General features: G+C 59.6%; 22 protein-coding genes. 6 read left to right on the top strand and 16 right to left on the bottom strand.

The features are described 5' to 3' along the window. Window positions 1-29: 29 nt before the first annotated feature. Window positions 30-425 carry an META domain-containing protein gene (locus AB1495_RS03665; protein WP_074637209.1) on the top strand — a complete coding sequence of 132 codons (396 nt, stop codon included), beginning with the start codon at window positions 30-32 and terminating at the stop codon, window positions 423-425. On the opposite strand, the gene recO is transcribed toward AB1495_RS03665, so the two are convergent. The 11 genes from recO to folK all read right to left on the bottom strand — a co-directional run bounded on the left by recO (window position 397) and on the right by folK (window position 9156). Next, window positions 397-1134 carry a DNA repair protein RecO gene (gene recO / locus AB1495_RS03670; protein WP_005849930.1) on the bottom strand — a complete coding sequence of 246 codons (738 nt, stop codon included), beginning with the start codon at window positions 1132-1134 and terminating at the stop codon, window positions 397-399. The two genes, AB1495_RS03665 and recO, sit on opposite strands and share 29 nt — an antisense overlap. Further along, window positions 1134-1463, bottom strand: a complete 330-nt coding sequence (locus tag AB1495_RS03675) for a DUF1491 family protein (protein WP_037966773.1) — start codon at window positions 1461-1463, stop codon at window positions 1134-1136. The genes recO and AB1495_RS03675 overlap by 1 nt, the downstream gene beginning before the upstream one ends. A 60-nt stretch (window positions 1464-1523) precedes the next feature. Then, the gene (gene era / locus AB1495_RS03680; protein ID WP_037966775.1) at window positions 1524-2432 is read right to left on the bottom strand and encodes a GTPase Era; all 909 of its coding nucleotides are present in this window, start codon (window positions 2430-2432) and stop codon (window positions 1524-1526) included. After that, window positions 2429-3115 (bottom strand): ribonuclease III, encoded by a 687-nt coding sequence (gene rnc, locus AB1495_RS03685; protein ID WP_005849933.1) that lies wholly within the window; start codon window positions 3113-3115, stop codon window positions 2429-2431. The genes era and rnc overlap by 4 nt, the downstream gene beginning before the upstream one ends. Further along, on the bottom strand, window positions 3112-3948 hold the full coding sequence (lepB, locus tag AB1495_RS03690) for a signal peptidase I (protein WP_074637211.1): 837 nt from the start codon (window positions 3946-3948) through the stop codon (window positions 3112-3114). Before lepB ends, rnc begins: the two co-directional genes overlap by 4 nt. A gap of 105 nt (window positions 3949-4053) precedes the next feature. Next, a complete protein-coding gene (gene acpS, locus AB1495_RS03695) occupies window positions 4054-4467 on the bottom strand; it encodes a holo-ACP synthase (protein ID WP_074637213.1) in 414 nt (137 codons plus the stop codon). A gap of 9 nt (window positions 4468-4476) precedes the next feature. Further along, on the bottom strand, window positions 4477-5229 hold the full coding sequence (locus AB1495_RS03700) for a pyridoxine 5'-phosphate synthase (protein WP_009825335.1): 753 nt from the start codon (window positions 5227-5229) through the stop codon (window positions 4477-4479). Further along, window positions 5213-5908 carry a DUF2062 domain-containing protein gene (locus AB1495_RS03705; protein WP_064215905.1) on the bottom strand — a complete coding sequence of 232 codons (696 nt, stop codon included), beginning with the start codon at window positions 5906-5908 and terminating at the stop codon, window positions 5213-5215. The genes AB1495_RS03700 and AB1495_RS03705 overlap by 17 nt, the downstream gene beginning before the upstream one ends. A 34-nt stretch (window positions 5909-5942) precedes the next feature. Further along, window positions 5943-8093 (bottom strand): bifunctional (p)ppGpp synthetase/guanosine-3',5'-bis(diphosphate) 3'-pyrophosphohydrolase, encoded by a 2151-nt coding sequence (locus tag AB1495_RS03710; RefSeq protein ID WP_074637215.1) that lies wholly within the window; start codon window positions 8091-8093, stop codon window positions 5943-5945. 36 nt (window positions 8094-8129) lie between these two features. Next, the gene (gene rpoZ / locus AB1495_RS03715) at window positions 8130-8483 is read right to left on the bottom strand and encodes a DNA-directed RNA polymerase subunit omega (protein WP_005849941.1); all 354 of its coding nucleotides are present in this window, start codon (window positions 8481-8483) and stop codon (window positions 8130-8132) included. A gap of 70 nt (window positions 8484-8553) precedes the next feature. Continuing rightward, window positions 8554-9156, bottom strand: coding sequence for a 2-amino-4-hydroxy-6-hydroxymethyldihydropteridine diphosphokinase (gene folK / locus AB1495_RS03720; RefSeq protein WP_244269019.1), 603 nt, complete (start codon window positions 9154-9156; stop codon window positions 8554-8556). A 128-nt stretch (window positions 9157-9284) separates the two neighbouring features. Here folK and AB1495_RS03725 point away from each other — a divergent pair, with 128 nt between their 5' ends. From AB1495_RS03725 to AB1495_RS03745, 5 genes are all read left to right on the top strand, one after another. Further along, complete coding sequence (locus tag AB1495_RS03725; RefSeq protein ID WP_005849944.1) at window positions 9285-9830, top strand: NYN domain-containing protein; 546 nt, start codon at window positions 9285-9287, stop codon at window positions 9828-9830. Window positions 9831-9974: 144 nt separating this feature from the next. After that, window positions 9975-10925 (top strand): 4-hydroxy-3-methylbut-2-enyl diphosphate reductase, encoded by a 951-nt coding sequence (ispH, locus tag AB1495_RS03730; protein WP_064215903.1) that lies wholly within the window; start codon window positions 9975-9977, stop codon window positions 10923-10925. Continuing rightward, window positions 10922-11374 (top strand): DUF3429 domain-containing protein, encoded by a 453-nt coding sequence (locus AB1495_RS03735; RefSeq protein WP_074637217.1) that lies wholly within the window; start codon window positions 10922-10924, stop codon window positions 11372-11374. Before ispH ends, AB1495_RS03735 begins: the two co-directional genes overlap by 4 nt. Before the next feature lie 69 nt (window positions 11375-11443). Continuing rightward, window positions 11444-11899, top strand: a complete 456-nt coding sequence (rnhA, locus tag AB1495_RS03740) for a ribonuclease HI (RefSeq protein ID WP_005849948.1) — start codon at window positions 11444-11446, stop codon at window positions 11897-11899. Continuing rightward, complete coding sequence (locus AB1495_RS03745; protein ID WP_009825341.1) at window positions 11896-12519, top strand: trimeric intracellular cation channel family protein; 624 nt, start codon at window positions 11896-11898, stop codon at window positions 12517-12519. The genes rnhA and AB1495_RS03745 overlap by 4 nt, the downstream gene beginning before the upstream one ends. Window positions 12520-12521: 2 nt before the next feature. Here the strand turns inward: AB1495_RS03745 and AB1495_RS03750 are convergent, their stop codons facing one another. From AB1495_RS03750 to def (AB1495_RS03770), 5 genes are read right to left on the bottom strand one after another with little or no spacing between them, the layout of a single operon-like run. Continuing rightward, a complete protein-coding gene (locus AB1495_RS03750) occupies window positions 12522-12761 on the bottom strand; it encodes a hypothetical protein (protein WP_005849950.1) in 240 nt (79 codons plus the stop codon). A 3-nt stretch (window positions 12762-12764) separates the two neighbouring features. After that, entirely contained in the window at window positions 12765-13679 is a 915-nt protein-coding gene (fmt, locus tag AB1495_RS03755; protein ID WP_074637218.1) for a methionyl-tRNA formyltransferase, read from the bottom strand. Window positions 13680-13709: 30 nt separating this feature from the next. Beyond that, window positions 13710-14207, bottom strand: coding sequence for a peptide deformylase (gene def / locus AB1495_RS03760; protein ID WP_074637220.1), 498 nt, complete (start codon window positions 14205-14207; stop codon window positions 13710-13712). Further along, entirely contained in the window at window positions 14204-14671 is a 468-nt protein-coding gene (def, locus tag AB1495_RS03765) for a peptide deformylase (RefSeq protein WP_074637222.1), read from the bottom strand. Before def (AB1495_RS03765) ends, def (AB1495_RS03760) begins: the two co-directional genes overlap by 4 nt. After that, complete coding sequence (gene def / locus AB1495_RS03770) at window positions 14668-15186, bottom strand: peptide deformylase (protein ID WP_037941269.1); 519 nt, start codon at window positions 15184-15186, stop codon at window positions 14668-14670. Before def (AB1495_RS03770) ends, def (AB1495_RS03765) begins: the two co-directional genes overlap by 4 nt. Window positions 15187-15240: the final 54 nt, after the last annotated feature.

Raw genomic sequence — 15240 nt, forward strand, 5'->3', positions numbered from 1 at the left:
GAAATCGTCGGGCTGCCTATCCGGACCCCATGATCAAGCTGACCTCCCTCTTTCTGGCCATAGCCCTGACGACCCAGTGCAGTCAGGACGAAACTCTGCGGGCGTATGGGGCCGCCGATCGCCTATGGCGCTTGCAAGAACTAAACGGGGTCCCGTTCTCAGCAAACACACAGCTGTCCTTTCCAGAAAAAGAACAGGTTACCGTTCAAGGCCCCTGCAATCGGATGTCCGGCACGAACAAGCTGCCCTACCCTTGGTTTTCTTTTACGCTCATATCCTCCACCAAAAAGGCATGTCCTGATCTCGGCCAAGAAAACATTGTTATCGACGCGCTCAACAACGCCACCCTCGTCGAGATTCTGAATGACGTCATGATCCTGTCTAACACCGAGGATCTTAATATGGTGTTTCGCGCCGTCGACTAAATGCCTCGACGTAGCGCGCGCGCGCCTCGGGTAGGGGCTTGTCCCCTAGATCGCGCGCCAAATGCCGCTCTAGGAAATATCCCGTGGTTTTGAACGCCAGCGCAATATCCGCATCGCTCGCATCCCCTTCCCCCCGTAAAACGGGCGACAATGGCAGCATTTTATCAACCCACTCCCCCGCCCCTTCTCGGGTCACAGCACGCCCCGTTTTCGGAGATACAAAGACCAGCCCGCTGGTCCGTCCGGTCACCGCACAGGCGCTCAGATCAAGCCCATAGCCAAGCTCGTCTAACAGGCTGATTTCCCATTGAAGATAGGCCAACGGCCACAGGTCCCCCTGCCCCAATAGATCCAGAAGCGCTTCAGTTCGACGATATAATGGCGCATGCGCTTCGCGTTCGGGCAATGCAAAGGCAAGCAGCCCCGTCACCGCATTCAACCCCGCAAGGCTCAGCCGATCATGCATTGCCAATGCGGCGCGGCTGCGGACGGGCTCTACAGTAAACGCGCCGATATGATCCTCAAGCCGTGCGCGCCATGCAATGTCTAACTGTGCGCCCGGTTGGAGAATTGGGGCAATCTTGCGACTGGTACCGCCGCGTACGATCCCGGCGTGGCGGCCGCGCTCGGGGGTGAACACCTCGATGATGGCCGATGTCTCACCATGGCGGCGCGCGCTGAGCAAAATGCCTTGATCGCGCCATTCCATCAGCTCAGCCCGTCCTCATGCAGCAGATGCCGACCTTGCCTGTCTTCTACCTCGATCACCCATAGGTCTGGATCAAAGCTGCGCTGTCGGCTGATCGACGCATCAACCTCCGGCTCCTGTCCGCTTGTCATTTCGACCCAGGTCCGCTCACCACTGATTAAATCGAAACTTTTCTGAAAAAGCTGTGCATTTCCATCGAGCGTTGCAAGCTTCACCAGAACAGCGCCGCCAGTGTCATCCCCATGCGCGACCACGAACGCGGGAATATCATACACCCGCAGCCGCGCCAGATAGGCATCGACCCAGAACCGCGCGGTCAGCCGGGCCATGACAGCCCCGTCGTTCCAAATGGTGTAAAATCCTCCCCGAAGGGTCGGGCCGCACCAGATCTAGACATTGCCGTCTTTGAACTCCAACCCCATCTCCGAGTAGCGCTCCGCCTCGTCCAACCAGTTCGGGCGCACTTTGACCTGCAAAAACAGGTGCACTTTCCGCCCCAGAAACTCTTCAAGCTCCTCGCGAGAGGCTTTGCTGACCGCCTTGATCGTCTCGCCCTTGCTGCCAAGCACGATCCCCTTGTGACCGTCGCGCACCACATAGATCAACTGATCCACCCGCGCAGAGCCGTCTTTACGCTCTTCCCAGTTCTCCGTCTCGACCGTCAGCTGATAGGGCAGCTCCTGATGCAGACGCAGGGTCAGTTTCTCACGGGTCATTTCGGCGGCGATCATGCGCATGGGCAGATCGGCGATCTGGTCTTCGGGATAGAGCCACGGCCCCTCGGGCAATTCGCCTGCCAGCCATTGGCGCAACGTATCCACACCATGCCCCCGCTCGGCCGAGATCATGAATGTTTCGGCAAAATCATAGCGGTCGTTCATCTCTTTGCTCAGCCCCAACAGGACCGGCGCTTCGACACGGTCGATCTTGTTGATTGCAAGCGCGACCTTGCGCCCCTGACCGATGTCGGCGAGGCCTTCCAGGATACGTTCGACCCCTTCGGTGATCCCGCGGTTGGCCTCGATCAGCAGAATGACAACATCGGCATCCGCAGCGCCCCCCCAAGCCGCGGCCACCATGGCGCGGTCCAGACGGCGACGGGGCTGGAACAGACCGGGCGTATCCACGAACACAAGCTGGCTTTCCCCTTCCATCGCGACCCCACGAATACGGGCGCGTGTGGTCTGCACCTTATGGGTCACGATCGACACTTTCGCGCCGACCATGCGGTTCAGCAACGTCGATTTGCCCGCGTTGGGCTCGCCGATCAGGGCGATAAATCCGGCGCGCGTGGTCATGAGGGTCTCTCCAATTGGGCCAAGAGCGTCTTGGCAGCGGCCTGTTCGGCCTGACGTTTCGATGGGGCGGACGCGACGGCGCTGGCCCCGTTTTCAATCCGGGCGGTGATGGTAAACACCGGGGCGTGGTCTGGCCCCTGCCGGTCGGTCTGAACATAGGCGGGGGGCGGCAAGCCGCGCGCTTGCGCCCATTCTTGCAGCGCGGTCTTGGCGTCGCGGGCGTCTTGCTTGACCTGCATCACGCGGTCACCCCACAATCGCAGGATCAACGCTTTGGCCTCGTCAAATCCGCCATCCAGATAGACAGCAGCGATGATAGCCTCGATCGCGTCCCCCAACAACGCCTGCTTGCGGCGGCCGCCAGACAACATCTCTGACCGGCCAAGCTTCAGCACAGCGCCCATGTCGATCTCGCGCGCGACCTCGGCGCAGGCTTCCTTGCGCACCAAAGCGTTGAACCGCGGGGCCAGCTGCCCTTCGGTTGCGGCCGGATCAAGTTTCAGCAGCGCTTCGGCCATCACCAGCCCCAGAACGCGATCCCCCAGAAACTCGAGCCGCTGGTTGTCGTCACGATTGGCCGACGACATAGAGGCATGGGTCACCGCGCGGTTCAACAGCTCCGGCTTGGCAAAGTGGTACCCGATGCGGCCTTCAAAGGCCCGGAGATCAGCATTCAACTTCACTTGATCGCCTTAAAGAAACGATCGCTGCGCCATGTCCAGAAGAACAACATCGACCGACCGGCCGAGCTGAACATGATCCGGTCAGCGCGACCGATCAGGTTTTCGTACGGCACGAAACCGACGCCACCGGCCTGCTGTGCCAGACGGCTATCGGCAGAGTTGTCGCGGTTGTCACCCATGAAAAAGTAATGCCCTTCTGGCACCGTGTAGACACCGGTATTATCCGACGCCTGATTGCCAATGTTCAGGATCGCATGTTCGACCCCGTTAGGGAGCACTTCGATCTGACGGGATTTTTCGCATACACCACCGGCACCGACGGCACCGTTCTCGCAACGCGGACGCATACCCTGCGGGCCCTGACGGTCCATCACCTCTTCGAAGACACCATCGTCACGCAGTTCGACCGCCGTGCCATTGATGCTAACCACACCACCAGTGATCTGAACCTTGTCACCCGGCAAGCCGATCAGACGCTTGATGTAATCGCGACCAGACACGGGGTGACGGAAGACCACCACATCGCCGCGCTCGGGCTCTGACCCGAACAAACGCGTGTTGTCACCGTCGAACACACCGCAGACGTCTTTTGCGTCGACCTCAATGCCGAACCGCGGCATCATCACGCTGGGACAGGATGCATAGGAATAGCCATAGGCCATTTTGTTCACGAACAGGAAATCCCCGATCAACAACGTCTCTTTCATCGACCCCGAAGGGATCCAGAAAGGCTGGAAAAACAGGGTCCGAAAGACCCCTGCGATCAACAGCGCATAGACGATTGTTTTGATGGTTTCGACAAAGGCGTTGCCGGATTTCTCTTTGGCGGCCATTTTGGCGCTCCTGTTCATGCGTTCGAGCGTTACATGCGGGTGCCATTGACGCAAGTCAAGCAACCCTGCCCCCGATCCATCGACCGAATGGGCCATGATCTGCCGTTAGGTCTGAATACCTGCCTTGGGGCGGGCTTCGATGACGACAAAAGCCTGTGCCCAAGGATGGTCATCTGTCAGCGTGACGTGAATGATCGCCTCGTGGCCGTCGGGTGTCATCTTGGCCAAACGCTCCGCCGCCCAGCCGGTGACCTCCATCACGGGCTGGCCGGTGCGCAGGTTGCTCACCGCCATATCGCGCCAAGCGATGCCCATGCGCAGACCGGTGCCAAGCGCCTTTGAACATGCCTCTTTCGCGGCCCAGCGTTTGGCGTAGGTGCCCGCGACATCACGGCGACGTTCGGCCTTTTGCTGTTCAACCTCGGTGAACACGCGATTGCGGAAACGGTCGCCAAAGCGGTCCAGCGTGCCTTGAATCCGTTCGATATTCGCGAGGTCGGTGCCGATTCCCAAAATCATGCCGCGCCCTCAGCCCTTGCGGGCGTCATCCATCAGGCGGCGCATCTCGGCGATGGCGGGGCCAAGGCCCAGAAAGATCGCCTCGCCAATCAGGAAATGCCCGATGTTCAGCTCTTGCACCTCGGGGAAAGCTGCGACGGGGCTGACGGTATCATAGGTCAGGCCGTGGCCCGCGTGCACTTCAAGCCCCAGATCATGGGCGAATTTTGACATCTCTTCGAGCTTTTGCAGCTCCTTTTGCGCTTCCTCCCAATGCCCTTCGGCATAGGCGTCGCAATAGGCACCGGTGTGCAGTTCGATCACCTCTGCCCCGATGCGGTTCGCCGCCTCGATCTGGCGCTGATCGGCGGCGATGAAGATGCTGACGCGGCTGCCCGCTTCGCGCAGAGGAGCAATAAAATGCGCCAGCCGGTTTTCCTCGCGTGCGACTTCAAGCCCGCCTTCGGTTGTCCGCTCTTCGCGCTTTTCCGGCACGATGCAGACGGCATGGGGTTTGTGGCGCAGGGCGATGGCCTGCATCTCTTCCGTGGCGGCCATCTCGAAGTTGAGCGGCACGTTCAACACCTCTTGCAGCCCTTCGATATCCGCATCGGTGATGTGGCGACGATCCTCACGCAGGTGCGCGGTGATCCCATCAGCGCCTGCCTCTTGCGCGGCGCGGGCCGCGCGCAGCGGGTCCGGATAGGCACCGCCGCGCGCGTTCCGCACAGTCGCCACGTGGTCAATATTTACGCCCAGCCGAAGCTTACCTTGTGCCGCCATGGTCTTTCCCTTCCAGAGCCGCCTGCTCTGCCTTGCGTTTCGCCTCTGCCTTGGCCGAGGCTTTCTTTTTCAACAAATCGAACTTGGCCTTGATCGCGCCCTTGCGCCGCTTTTGATAGGCCCGCAGCAAGGGCACGGCCAGATAATAGGCGATCGTGGCGCAGATCATGCCGGGCACGATCCCCCCGATCAGATACGGATAGAACACCTGATGCCAGAAGACCTCAAGCCCCGACCAATCCATGTCACGGCTGGTAAAGATCGCCACAAAGTTGGCCAACAAGTCGTGACCGGCGTCAAAGAATTTGCCCCCGAAGGACCGATGCTCCCCCGTCTGCATGTGGGAACCGAGAATCCAGTGTCCCATGGACAGCGATGACAACCCGATCGGGACATAGGTCAGCGGGTTGCCAAAAAACGTCCCCATCAATGCGGCCAGCAGATTGCCTCGCATGACACGCGATACCAGCGCCGCCACGATAAAATGCATACCGTAGAAGGGCGTAAACGTGGTAAAAACACCGGCCCAGATGCCACGCGCAATGCGTTCGGGCGTATCGGGCAAGCGGCGCATCCGGTGTTTGACATAGTGAAACGCCCGCGTCCAACCACCCCGAGGCCACATGAATTCAGCCATCGCGCGCACTGTCGGCTTTGGATCGCGGCGTTTGAAAATCAACAGTTCGTCCTTGGGTCAGTGCAGTCCGGGCGGATCATGCGTCTTTGGTACCTGCCTTGAACAAGTCGGGGTTCCGGTATCGGCTGATCTCGGCCACCTCGCTTTCGGCCTCCAACATCGGGATCAAAGAATGCAGATGCGCAATGTCTCGCAGTTCTACGTAGATCAACAACCGGTAAAAGTCAGGCTTGCGGTCCAAAAATTCCAGATCTGCGATATTGGCAGAGGATTGGCCGATGAGCGTACAAATCCGCCCCAGCACGCCCGCCCCATTGCCGATGGTCAAATCCAGTGTCGCCCCATAGATCGCGGGATGTGGCCCGTCGTGCCAACGCAGGTCCAGCCAGCGTTCGGGCTGGTCCTCGTAATGCGACAGACGCTCGCAATCGATGGTGTGGATTTTGACGCCCTGCCCGCGGAAGGTGATGCCGACAATGCGTTCCCCCGGCAGCGCCTGACAACAAGGCGACCGGTCAAAGGATTGCCCCGCTTCCAGCCCCACCACCGCGCGCTTGCGGTCGACATGTTCGCCGGGTTTGGGGCGCAGGTTGGGATAGACGGCCTGCACCACTTCTTGGCCCGTCAGTTCGGCAGAGCCAAGTTGCGCCAAAAGCTCCTCCGCGCTGGAGAGGCGCAGGTTGCGCGCCGCGGTGCGCAGCACTTTCTCCGTCGCCGATTTATTCATCTGCTCGAAGGCAGAGCGGGCAAGTTCGCGCCCGAGGCTGACAAAGCGCGCGCGATCCAGTTCACGCAGCGACCGACGGATCGCCGTCTTGGCCTTGCCCGTCGTTGCGATATCCAGCCATGTCGCCTGCGGTGTCTGACCTTGGGCGGTAATGATCTCGATCGACTGGCCGTTTTTCACCCGCGTCCACAAAGGCACGCGCATCCCGTCGATCTTGGCACCCACGCAGGCAGACCCGATTCGCGTGTGGATCGCATAGGCGAAATCAATCGGCGTCGCCCCACGCGGCAGCTTGACCACCTCGCCTTTGGGGGTAAAGCAGAACACCTGATCGGCGTACATCTCAAGCTTGACCGCCTCGAGGAAATCCTCGTGATCCTCCTCGGAATCAAGCTGCTCTGTCAGTTGCGCGACCCATTTGACCGGATCAACAGCAAAGGGGTTCCGCGACCGCACGCCGTCACGATAGGACCAATGCGCCGCCACACCGGATTCAGCGACATCATGCATCTGCCGCGTTCTGATCTGCACCTCGACCCGTTTGCCGTCACGGCCAGAGACGGTGGTATGGATCGACCGGTAACCGTTCGTCTTGGGCTGGCTGATATAATCCTTGAACCGGCCCGGCACGGCCCGCCAGCGCCGATGGATAGTGCCAAGCGCGCGATAACATTCATCCTCCGAGGCGGTGATAACGCGGAAACCGTAAATATCCGATAAACGGGAAAAGGATTGCTGCTTTTCCTGCATCTTGCGCCAGATCGAATACGGTTTTTTCGCCCGCCCAAAGACTTCGGCCTCGATCCCGGCTTTCTCAAGCTCGTGCCGCATGTCGCCGGTGATTCGTTGGATGACATCGCCAGTTTCGCGCTGAAGGGTGATAAAGCGCCGGATGATCGACTGCCGCCCTTCGGGGTTGAGCACGCGAAAGGCCAGATCCTCAAGCTCTTCGCGCATCCATTGCATGCCCATACGCCCCGCAAGAGGCGCATAGATATCCATTGTTTCACGAGCTTTCTGGATCTGCTTGTCAGGGCGCATCGACTTGATCGTGCGCATATTATGCAGCCGATCCGCCAACTTAACCAAAATAACCCGCAGATCTTTCGACATTGCCATGAACAGCTTGCGAAAGTTCTCGGCCTGTTTTGTCTCGTTGGAATTCAGTTGCAGGTTGGTCAGCTTGGTCACGCCATCGACCAGTTCAGCGACATCATGCCCGAACTTTTCATCGACGCTGCTATAAGACGCTTTCGTGTCCTCGATCGTGTCGTGCAGCAATGCGGTGATGATGGTCGCGTCATCCAGCTGCTGTTCGGTCAAAATGGCCGCGACAGAGACCGGATGCGTGAAATAGGGCTCTCCGGAATGGCGGAACTGGCCCTCGTGCATCTGCTGGCCATAGTCATAGGCCAGCCTGATCTGATTTTCGTTCGTCTTAGGGTTATAGGCGCGCACAAGCGCGATAAGGTCGTCAGCCGTAATGTCGGCGGTATTCATACCTGTCCTGCCTATAAGCCCCGAAGGGCGCGGGCCTTAGCCCTGCCCTTGTGCCGCCATCAACTGCCGCAGCAGCATTTCTTCGGACATGCTGTCCTCTTCGGGCTTGTCTTGCTCAGCCCCCATAAGAAGCGCCATTGCGTCCTCTTCGGGTTCATCAACCTCGATCTGGTTCTGGTTGCTTTCGATCAGGCGCTCGCGCAGCTCATCGGCCGATTGGGTTTCATCCGCAATCTCGCGCAGGGACACGACAGGGTTTTTGTCGTTATCGCGATCAACAGTAACCGTAGAACCAGCCGCAATTTCACGCGCACGATGCGCGGCAAGCATGACAAGCTCGAACCGGTTTGGCACTTTATCTACACAATCTTCGACAGTGACGCGGGCCATGGGGATGCTCCAATCATGAATGCTGCAAGAAGCCGACTATTTAGAAGCCATCGGCGGAATTTACAAGGGCCTATTCCAGCGGCCACACCCCCTTTTTATCTGCCTCTGGCAGGTCATTCAACATCTCGCGAACGGTTTTGCCGATCAGTGGGTGACACCAGTCCGGCGCGATGTCCGCCAGCGGCACCAAAACAAAGGCACGATCCTGAAGCCGCGGGTGCGGCAGGATCAGCTGGTCAGGCGCTTTGAGCATCTGCTGTTCAAGCGGAATCTCCCGCCAATCGGTCTGCGTCTGTACATCCGGCAACACCACATCCCCCATCGCGATGAGATCCAGATCGACCGTCCGAGGGGCCCACCGGCTTTGCCGCTCGCGCCCAAGCCCTGCTTCGACGGCATGAAGAATAGCTAAAACTTGATCCGGCTCCCCTTCCACCCTTATACTAGCGGTTGTATTTACGAAATTCGGGCCCGACCCCTCGGGAAACGCATAGGTTGAGTAAAACGGGCTAAGAGCGGCAACCCGCGCGCCCATACCGACCATAATATCAAGGGCCCGACGCAGAGTTTCCGCCGGCCCTCCCGCAACTGATGATTGATTGCTCCCGAGGGCGATCAGCGCGCACTTGCCGATTTCACCCCCCTTGGGGTCAGGGATGGCCAATGTCTTCACTTGCTGCCTCTCGAAAAAACCTTAGTTAGTATTGCATTCATAGTCGGAAACTAAATTTGAAACATTTCGTTTTATAGCGGCTCTACACGACGCAAATTTCCGAACGACGTGTATTAGGAAGGCACTTCATGTTCTACAAGGACGAACGGCTCGCTTTATTCATCGACGGCTCCAACCTTTACGCAGCAGCCAAGAACCTGGGTTTTGACATTGATTACAAGCTACTGCGGCAGGAGTTCATGCGTCGCGGCAAACTGCTGCGTGCCTTTTACTACACCGCTTTGCTGGAAAATGACGAATACTCTCCCATACGCCCGCTGGTCGACTGGCTGAACTATAACGGGTTCTCCATGGTGACCAAACCGGCCAAGGAATACACCGACAGCATGGGCCGCCGGAAGGTCAAAGGGAACATGGATATTGAGCTTGCGGTCGACGCGATGGAGCTTGCGCCACATCTTGACCACATCGTGATCTTCTCTGGTGACGGCGATTTCCGCCCGTTGGTCGAAAGCCTTCAACGTCAGGGCGTGCGCGTCTCTGTTGTCAGCACGATCCGCAGCCAACCGCCCATGATCTCGGACGAGCTGCGCCGCCAAGTGGACAACTTTATCGAACTCGAAGACCTGCGCGACGTTATTGGCCGGCCTCCACGTGAAACATCTGACGAATAACCCGCGACGGCGCGCCTAAATCTCCGCATCCCTCATGCCCCCGCAATACGTGCGCGCGCATTTGAAGCATCAGACTGTGCCTCCGGTGGTCTGGACGATGCGCCGCGCAACCCTTACCTATGGCCCATGCCCAAGGAGAGTGTGATGACCAAACCGCCTTTGACCCTGTATCTTGCCGCGCCACGCGGGTTCTGTGCGGGCGTCGACCGCGCAATCAAGATCGTCGAAATGGCCATCGAGAAATGGGGCGCGCCGGTTTATGTGCGCCACGAGATCGTGCACAATAAATTCGTCGTCGACGGGCTGCGCGAACGGGGTGCGATCTTTGTCGAGGAACTGTCGGAATGCCCCGATGACCGGCCCGTGATCTTCTCGGCGCACGGCGTACCGAAAGCCGTCCCCGCCAAGGCCGAGGCACGCAATATGGTCTATGTCGACGCGACCTGCCCGCTTGTCTCCAAGGTGCATATCGAGGCGCAACGCCACGCCGACGCCGGGCTGCAGATGATCATGATCGGCCACGCGGGCCACCCCGAAACCATTGGCACCATGGGGCAGCTCCCCCCGGGCGAGGTTTTGCTGGTTGAAACGCCCGCCGATGTCGAAACCGTCGAGGTGCGCGACCCGAGCAAGCTGGCCTATGTCACACAGACAACGTTAAGCGTTGATGACACAGCCGAGATTGTCGCCGCCCTGAACAAACGTTTCCCGCAGATCATCGGGCCGCACAAAGAAGACATCTGCTACGCCACGACCAACCGTCAAGAAGCGGTGAAGGCAATGGCGCCGAAGTGTGATGCGATGCTGGTTGTGGGCGCGCCAAACTCATCGAACTCCCGCCGTCTGGTCGAGGTCGGATCGCGTGCGGGCTGCGATTACGCCCAACTGGTGCAGCGCGCGACGGACATCGATTGGCGCAGCCTCGAGGGGATCAAAAGCATCGGGATCACCGCCGGTGCCTCGGCCCCCGAACAACTTATCAACGAGGTCATTGACGCGTTCAAAGACCGCTACGATGTGACCACCGAAATGGTCGAAACCGCGGTAGAGAATGTGGAATTCAAAGTCCCCCGTGTGCTTCGGGTACCCGCATGACCGGCATCCCCCGCGCGCCGCTTTGGCTTGGCCTTGCCGGGCTGATTCCTTTTATCTGGGGGGCCTTGACCGGGCTGGTCGATCCCTTGGCGAACTGGGGCGCGGCGACGTTCGGCGGCCGTTTTGTCGGGCCATATATCCAGCTGTTCTATGGCACAGTTATTCTTTCCTTCATGTCCGGCGTGCTATGGGGATTCGCAACCAAGACCAGCGGGGCGAAGGCGACGGCCGGCTATATCCTCGCCGTGATCCCGGCGCTTTGGGCGTTCTTCATGACCAGCGGCGGCCCCGTGGGTGCGGGGCTGAACCTGATGTTCGGTTTTGCGGGTCTACTGGTCCTTGATGCCGCCTTCTGGCACTGGCGTCTTGCGCCGCGCTGGTGGCTAAAGCTGCGCACGCTTCTGACCGCCGTCGTGCTGGCGTGTCTGGCTGTGGGCGTCTTTCTGTAGCAGCGAAACTTGCGGGCGGGGCGTAGATTAGGCTGGACGCCCCCACGCCAGACTGGATAAGGCAGCCCCATGACCAAGCTGATTGCATATACTGATGGTGCCTGTTCCGGCAATCCCGGCCCCGGTGGCTGGGGTGCCCTGATGCGGGCGATGGATGGCGACAAGATCGTTAAGGAACGCGAGTTGAAAGGCGGCGAACCCGCCACCACCAACAACCGGATGGAGCTGATGGCCGCCATCAGCGCGCTCGAAGCGCTAGCCCGCCCGACCGAGATCACGATCGTCACCGATAGCAACTATGTCAAAAATGGCATCACCGGCTGGATCTACGGCTGGAAGAAAAACGGCTGGAAGAATGCCGCTAAAAAGCCCGTCAAAAACGCGGAGCTTTGGCAGCGGCTGGATGCGGCAAATGCGCGGCATCAGGTCACCTGGGAATGGGTCAAAGGCCACGCCGGCCATCCCGAGAACGAGCGCGCGGATGAACTGGCGCGGGCGGGCATGGCCCCGTTCAAAACCAAATGAGCCTAATCACCCTGCTGGAATATGCCTCCGTTCTGGTCTTTGCGATTACGGGGGCGCTGGTCGCCAGCCGCGCCCAGCTTGACCTTGTAGGCTTCGCCTTTATCGCCTGTCTCACGGCCTTGGGCGGCGGCACACTGCGCGACCTGTTGCTGGATCGAAACCCGATTTTCTGGATTGCGAACCCCACCCATCTCGCCGTGGGCGTCACTGCCGCGATGGTGGTTTTCTTTACCGCGCATCTCCTCGAAAGCCGCTATCGCGCGCTGCTATGGCTCGATTCCGTGGCGCTCGCCGTGGCGGTTGCTGCGGGCACGGGTGTGGCGATCTCGCTTGATCAATCCGCTGTGGTCGTGGTGCTGATGGGGATGATCACCGGCTGCATGGGCGGGTTGATGCGCGATGTTGTCGTGGGGGAAGTGCCGCTTGTTCTGCAACAGGGCGAACTTTATGTGACTGCCGCTTTCGCGGGTGCCGCAACCGCTGTCATCATCCGTAGCATTCTGGGCGATGATGCGCTGGCGCTGTTTGCCGGTGCCTGTATGACGTGGATTTTGCGTGCCGGATCGCTGTATTTCGGATGGCACCTACCCGTGTACAAAAGCCGCCCGCCGCGGGTGTAACGTTACTTTCGACGCCAGTGAAACGGCACGATGATCAGCGCCCCGATAGAGGACGCGATGGCGTTCATGCCGGCCGAATTAAACCCGAAGCCGAACATCAACCGCACGAAATAAAACAGAAAAGCGCCGCCCACGCAGATGATAATCGAGGCAAGATAGCCGTTGCGGGTAAAGCCTGACTTTTCGGCGAAAAAGCCGACAAGCCCCGCGATCACAACCGTGCCAATAAGCGTCGGAAGCATGATTTACCCTTTGCTTAGAACTGTGCCCGCAGCAATCTGCGCACCACGCTGGAACGTTTGCGCATCTTGCGCCGCTTTCCCCGCCCGTTGCAAGCGGATCAGCTGAACCGCACCCTCCCCGCAACCGACGCGCAGAGTGTCATCCAGAGCCTCGCCCGCTGCACCCTCGCCCTCGGCAAGCTTCGATGCCAGCACCTTCACCCGCGTGCCGTCCAGATCGAACCATGCACCAGGAAACGGCGACAGCCCCCTGATTTGCCGGTCCACCTCTGTTGCGGGGCGCGACCAATCGATGCGCGCCTCGGCCTTGTCAATTTTACTGGCATAGGTCACGCCCTCTTCGGGCTGCGGTTCCGGTTGCAGGTCAGGCAGTTGTCGAAGTGCCTCCACGATCAACTCTGCGCCCATGGTGCTTAGTCGGTCATGCAGTTCGATCGTCGTCTCGGTGGTGCGGATCGGCGTCGCGGCGCGCAACAGCACGGGCCCCGTGTCCAGCCCCGCCTCCATCTGCATGATGCACACACCCGTTTCAACGTCGCCCGCCATGATCGCCCGATGGATCGGCGCGGCACCCCGCCATCGGGGCAACAAACTCGCGTGGATATTCAGACACCCGGATTTCGGCACATCCAGAACGGCTTGGGGCAAAATCAGACCATAGGCGACAACAACAGCCACATCCGCGCCGAGCGCTGCAAACTCCGCCTGCGCTTTGGCGGTTTTCAACGAAACGGGGTGACGTACCAGCAACCCCAAAGCCTCTGCCCGTTGCTGAACCGGGCTGGGGCGGTCCTTTTTGCCTCGCCCTGCAGGGCGCGGCGGCTGGCAATAGACGGCGGCGATTTCGTGGCCGGCCAAGACCAACGCATCCAACACTGGCACTGAAAAATCAGGTGTTCCCATAAAGATAACACGCATCGAACACTTCCCTTCAAACCGTAGAGGCAGTCAGCCCTTGTACTTGCGCGCCTTGCGCAGCAGCATATCACGGCGCGTTTTACTCAGATTGTCGACAAACATTTTTCCAGCAAGATGGTCGATCTGATGCTGCACGCTGGTCGCCTCCAACCCGACGAAATCGCGCGTCACTGTCGCGCCCTGCTCGTCAAGATACCGCACTTTCACACCGCGTGGACGCCGGATCTTGGCCGATATTCCGGGCAAATTCGGGCTCGCCTCTTCGTATTCATTCATGATCGCCGAAGCGTCGATGACGACAGGGTTTGCCAAACGGATCCGTTTATCCCGCGCTTGCGAGGCATCGACAACGGCGACCTGCAGCGACACTCCGATCTGCGGTGCGGCCAGCCCGACCCCCGGCATCGCGTCCATCGTGTCGATCATGTCGCCCCAGAGCGCACGAATTTCATCATTGATTTCTGCCACTTGGGCGGCGGGCGTCCGCAAACAGGCGTGCGGCCACGGAAGAATGCGACGAACGGTCATTGGCTTTGCTCCTGCGCGACACGGTCATAAATGACGATGCCATCAAGGTGATCATATTCATGCTGCACGATCACGGCCTCTGCGCCGCTGAACTTTCGTTCGTGGGTGCCATCAGCATCCGTCCACCGCAACGTAACCTCGGTCGCGCGGGCAATATCCATCGGCACGCCCGGGATCGACAAACATCCCTCTTCGCCAATCGCGCGAGTGTCAGACAGGCTGACAATCTGCGGATTGATACAGGCGACAGGCGTCGGGGTGCCTTCCTTCCAGCCCGCATCGAAAACGAAAATACGCTCGGTCCGGCCAACCTGCGGCGCCGCCAACCCGCGACCGGGCGCGGCATACATCGTCTCGAACATATCAGCGATCAACTGGTCGATCTCGGGCGTGCGCGTGGCGACGGGCGCGCACACAGCTGTCAGCCGCGCGTCAGGCCAGGTCACGATGTCCAGCACGCTCATCCGCGCGCCAGTTCGCGTTTCAGCTTGGTCATTTTGCGCGTGATCATCTGGCGTTTCATCGGTTTGAGATAATCGATAAAAAGCTTGCCATCCAGATGGTCGATCTCGTGCTGCACGCAGGTCGCCCATAGTTTGGTAAAGGTCTCGGTCTGCTCGTTCCCGTCGATATCGATCCAGCGCACGTCCACATCTGCGGGGCGCGTCACATCGGCAAACTGCTCGGGGATCGACAAACACCCTTCTTCATAGGTGTTCAGCGCGTCCGAGGCGGCGATGATTTCGGGGTTGAACATCACCAGCGGTCGCGGCGTCTCCCCCTCTTCCTTTACGCAATCCATGACGATCAGGCGGTTCATCACCCCGATCTGGGGGGCCGCAAGACCGATCCCCGGCGCGTCATACATCGTGGCGAGCATATCATCAGCCAAGCTGCGCAACTCGTCCGTCATATCGGTCACGGGGGCGCATGGCTTTTTCAGCCGCGGGTCAGGGTGTAGTAAAATATTGCGTATCATTTGGTTGATTTAGGCCAACACCTGCGCCGCTGCAACCTCGGGGCTTGCGGTCTG

It is taken from the genome of Sulfitobacter pontiacus (assembly GCF_040790665.1).
GTDB classification, from domain to species: Bacteria; Pseudomonadota; Alphaproteobacteria; order Rhodobacterales; family Rhodobacteraceae; genus Sulfitobacter; species Sulfitobacter pontiacus.

What these genes read in the sequence shown, in the direction of transcription:
- AB1495_RS03665 (WP_074637209.1), top strand. Translation starts at nt 30, where the DNA reads ATGATCAAGCTGACCTCCCTCTTTCTGGCCATAGCCCTGACGACCCAG.
- recO (WP_005849930.1), bottom strand. Translation starts at nt 1,134, where the DNA reads ATGGAATGGCGCGATCAAGGCATTTTGCTCAGCGCGCGCCGCCATGGT.
- AB1495_RS03675 (WP_037966773.1), bottom strand. Translation starts at nt 1,463, where the DNA reads ATGGCCCGGCTGACCGCGCGGTTCTGGGTCGATGCCTATCTGGCGCGG.
- era (WP_037966775.1), bottom strand. Translation starts at nt 2,432, where the DNA reads ATGACCACGCGCGCCGGATTTATCGCCCTGATCGGCGAGCCCAACGCG.
- lepB (WP_074637211.1), bottom strand. Translation starts at nt 3,948, where the DNA reads ATGGCCGCCAAAGAGAAATCCGGCAACGCCTTTGTCGAAACCATCAAA.
- acpS (WP_074637213.1), bottom strand. Translation starts at nt 4,467, where the DNA reads ATGATTTTGGGAATCGGCACCGACCTCGCGAATATCGAACGGATTCAA.
- AB1495_RS03700 (WP_009825335.1), bottom strand. Translation starts at nt 5,229, where the DNA reads ATGGCGGCACAAGGTAAGCTTCGGCTGGGCGTAAATATTGACCACGTG.
- AB1495_RS03710 (WP_074637215.1), bottom strand. Translation starts at nt 8,093, where the DNA reads ATGAATACCGCCGACATTACGGCTGACGACCTTATCGCGCTTGTGCGC.
- rpoZ (WP_005849941.1), bottom strand. Translation starts at nt 8,483, where the DNA reads ATGGCCCGCGTCACTGTCGAAGATTGTGTAGATAAAGTGCCAAACCGG.
- AB1495_RS03725 (WP_005849944.1), top strand. Translation starts at nt 9,285, where the DNA reads ATGTTCTACAAGGACGAACGGCTCGCTTTATTCATCGACGGCTCCAAC.
- ispH (WP_064215903.1), top strand. Translation starts at nt 9,975, where the DNA reads ATGACCAAACCGCCTTTGACCCTGTATCTTGCCGCGCCACGCGGGTTC.
- AB1495_RS03735 (WP_074637217.1), top strand. Translation starts at nt 10,922, where the DNA reads ATGACCGGCATCCCCCGCGCGCCGCTTTGGCTTGGCCTTGCCGGGCTG.
- rnhA (WP_005849948.1), top strand. Translation starts at nt 11,444, where the DNA reads ATGACCAAGCTGATTGCATATACTGATGGTGCCTGTTCCGGCAATCCC.
- AB1495_RS03745 (WP_009825341.1), top strand. Translation starts at nt 11,896, where the DNA reads ATGAGCCTAATCACCCTGCTGGAATATGCCTCCGTTCTGGTCTTTGCG.
- AB1495_RS03750 (WP_005849950.1), bottom strand. Translation starts at nt 12,761, where the DNA reads ATGCTTCCGACGCTTATTGGCACGGTTGTGATCGCGGGGCTTGTCGGC.
- fmt (WP_074637218.1), bottom strand. Translation starts at nt 13,679, where the DNA reads ATGCGTGTTATCTTTATGGGAACACCTGATTTTTCAGTGCCAGTGTTG.
- def (WP_074637220.1), bottom strand. Translation starts at nt 14,207, where the DNA reads ATGACCGTTCGTCGCATTCTTCCGTGGCCGCACGCCTGTTTGCGGACG.
- def (WP_074637222.1), bottom strand. Translation starts at nt 14,671, where the DNA reads ATGAGCGTGCTGGACATCGTGACCTGGCCTGACGCGCGGCTGACAGCT.
- def (WP_037941269.1), bottom strand. Translation starts at nt 15,186, where the DNA reads ATGATACGCAATATTTTACTACACCCTGACCCGCGGCTGAAAAAGCCA.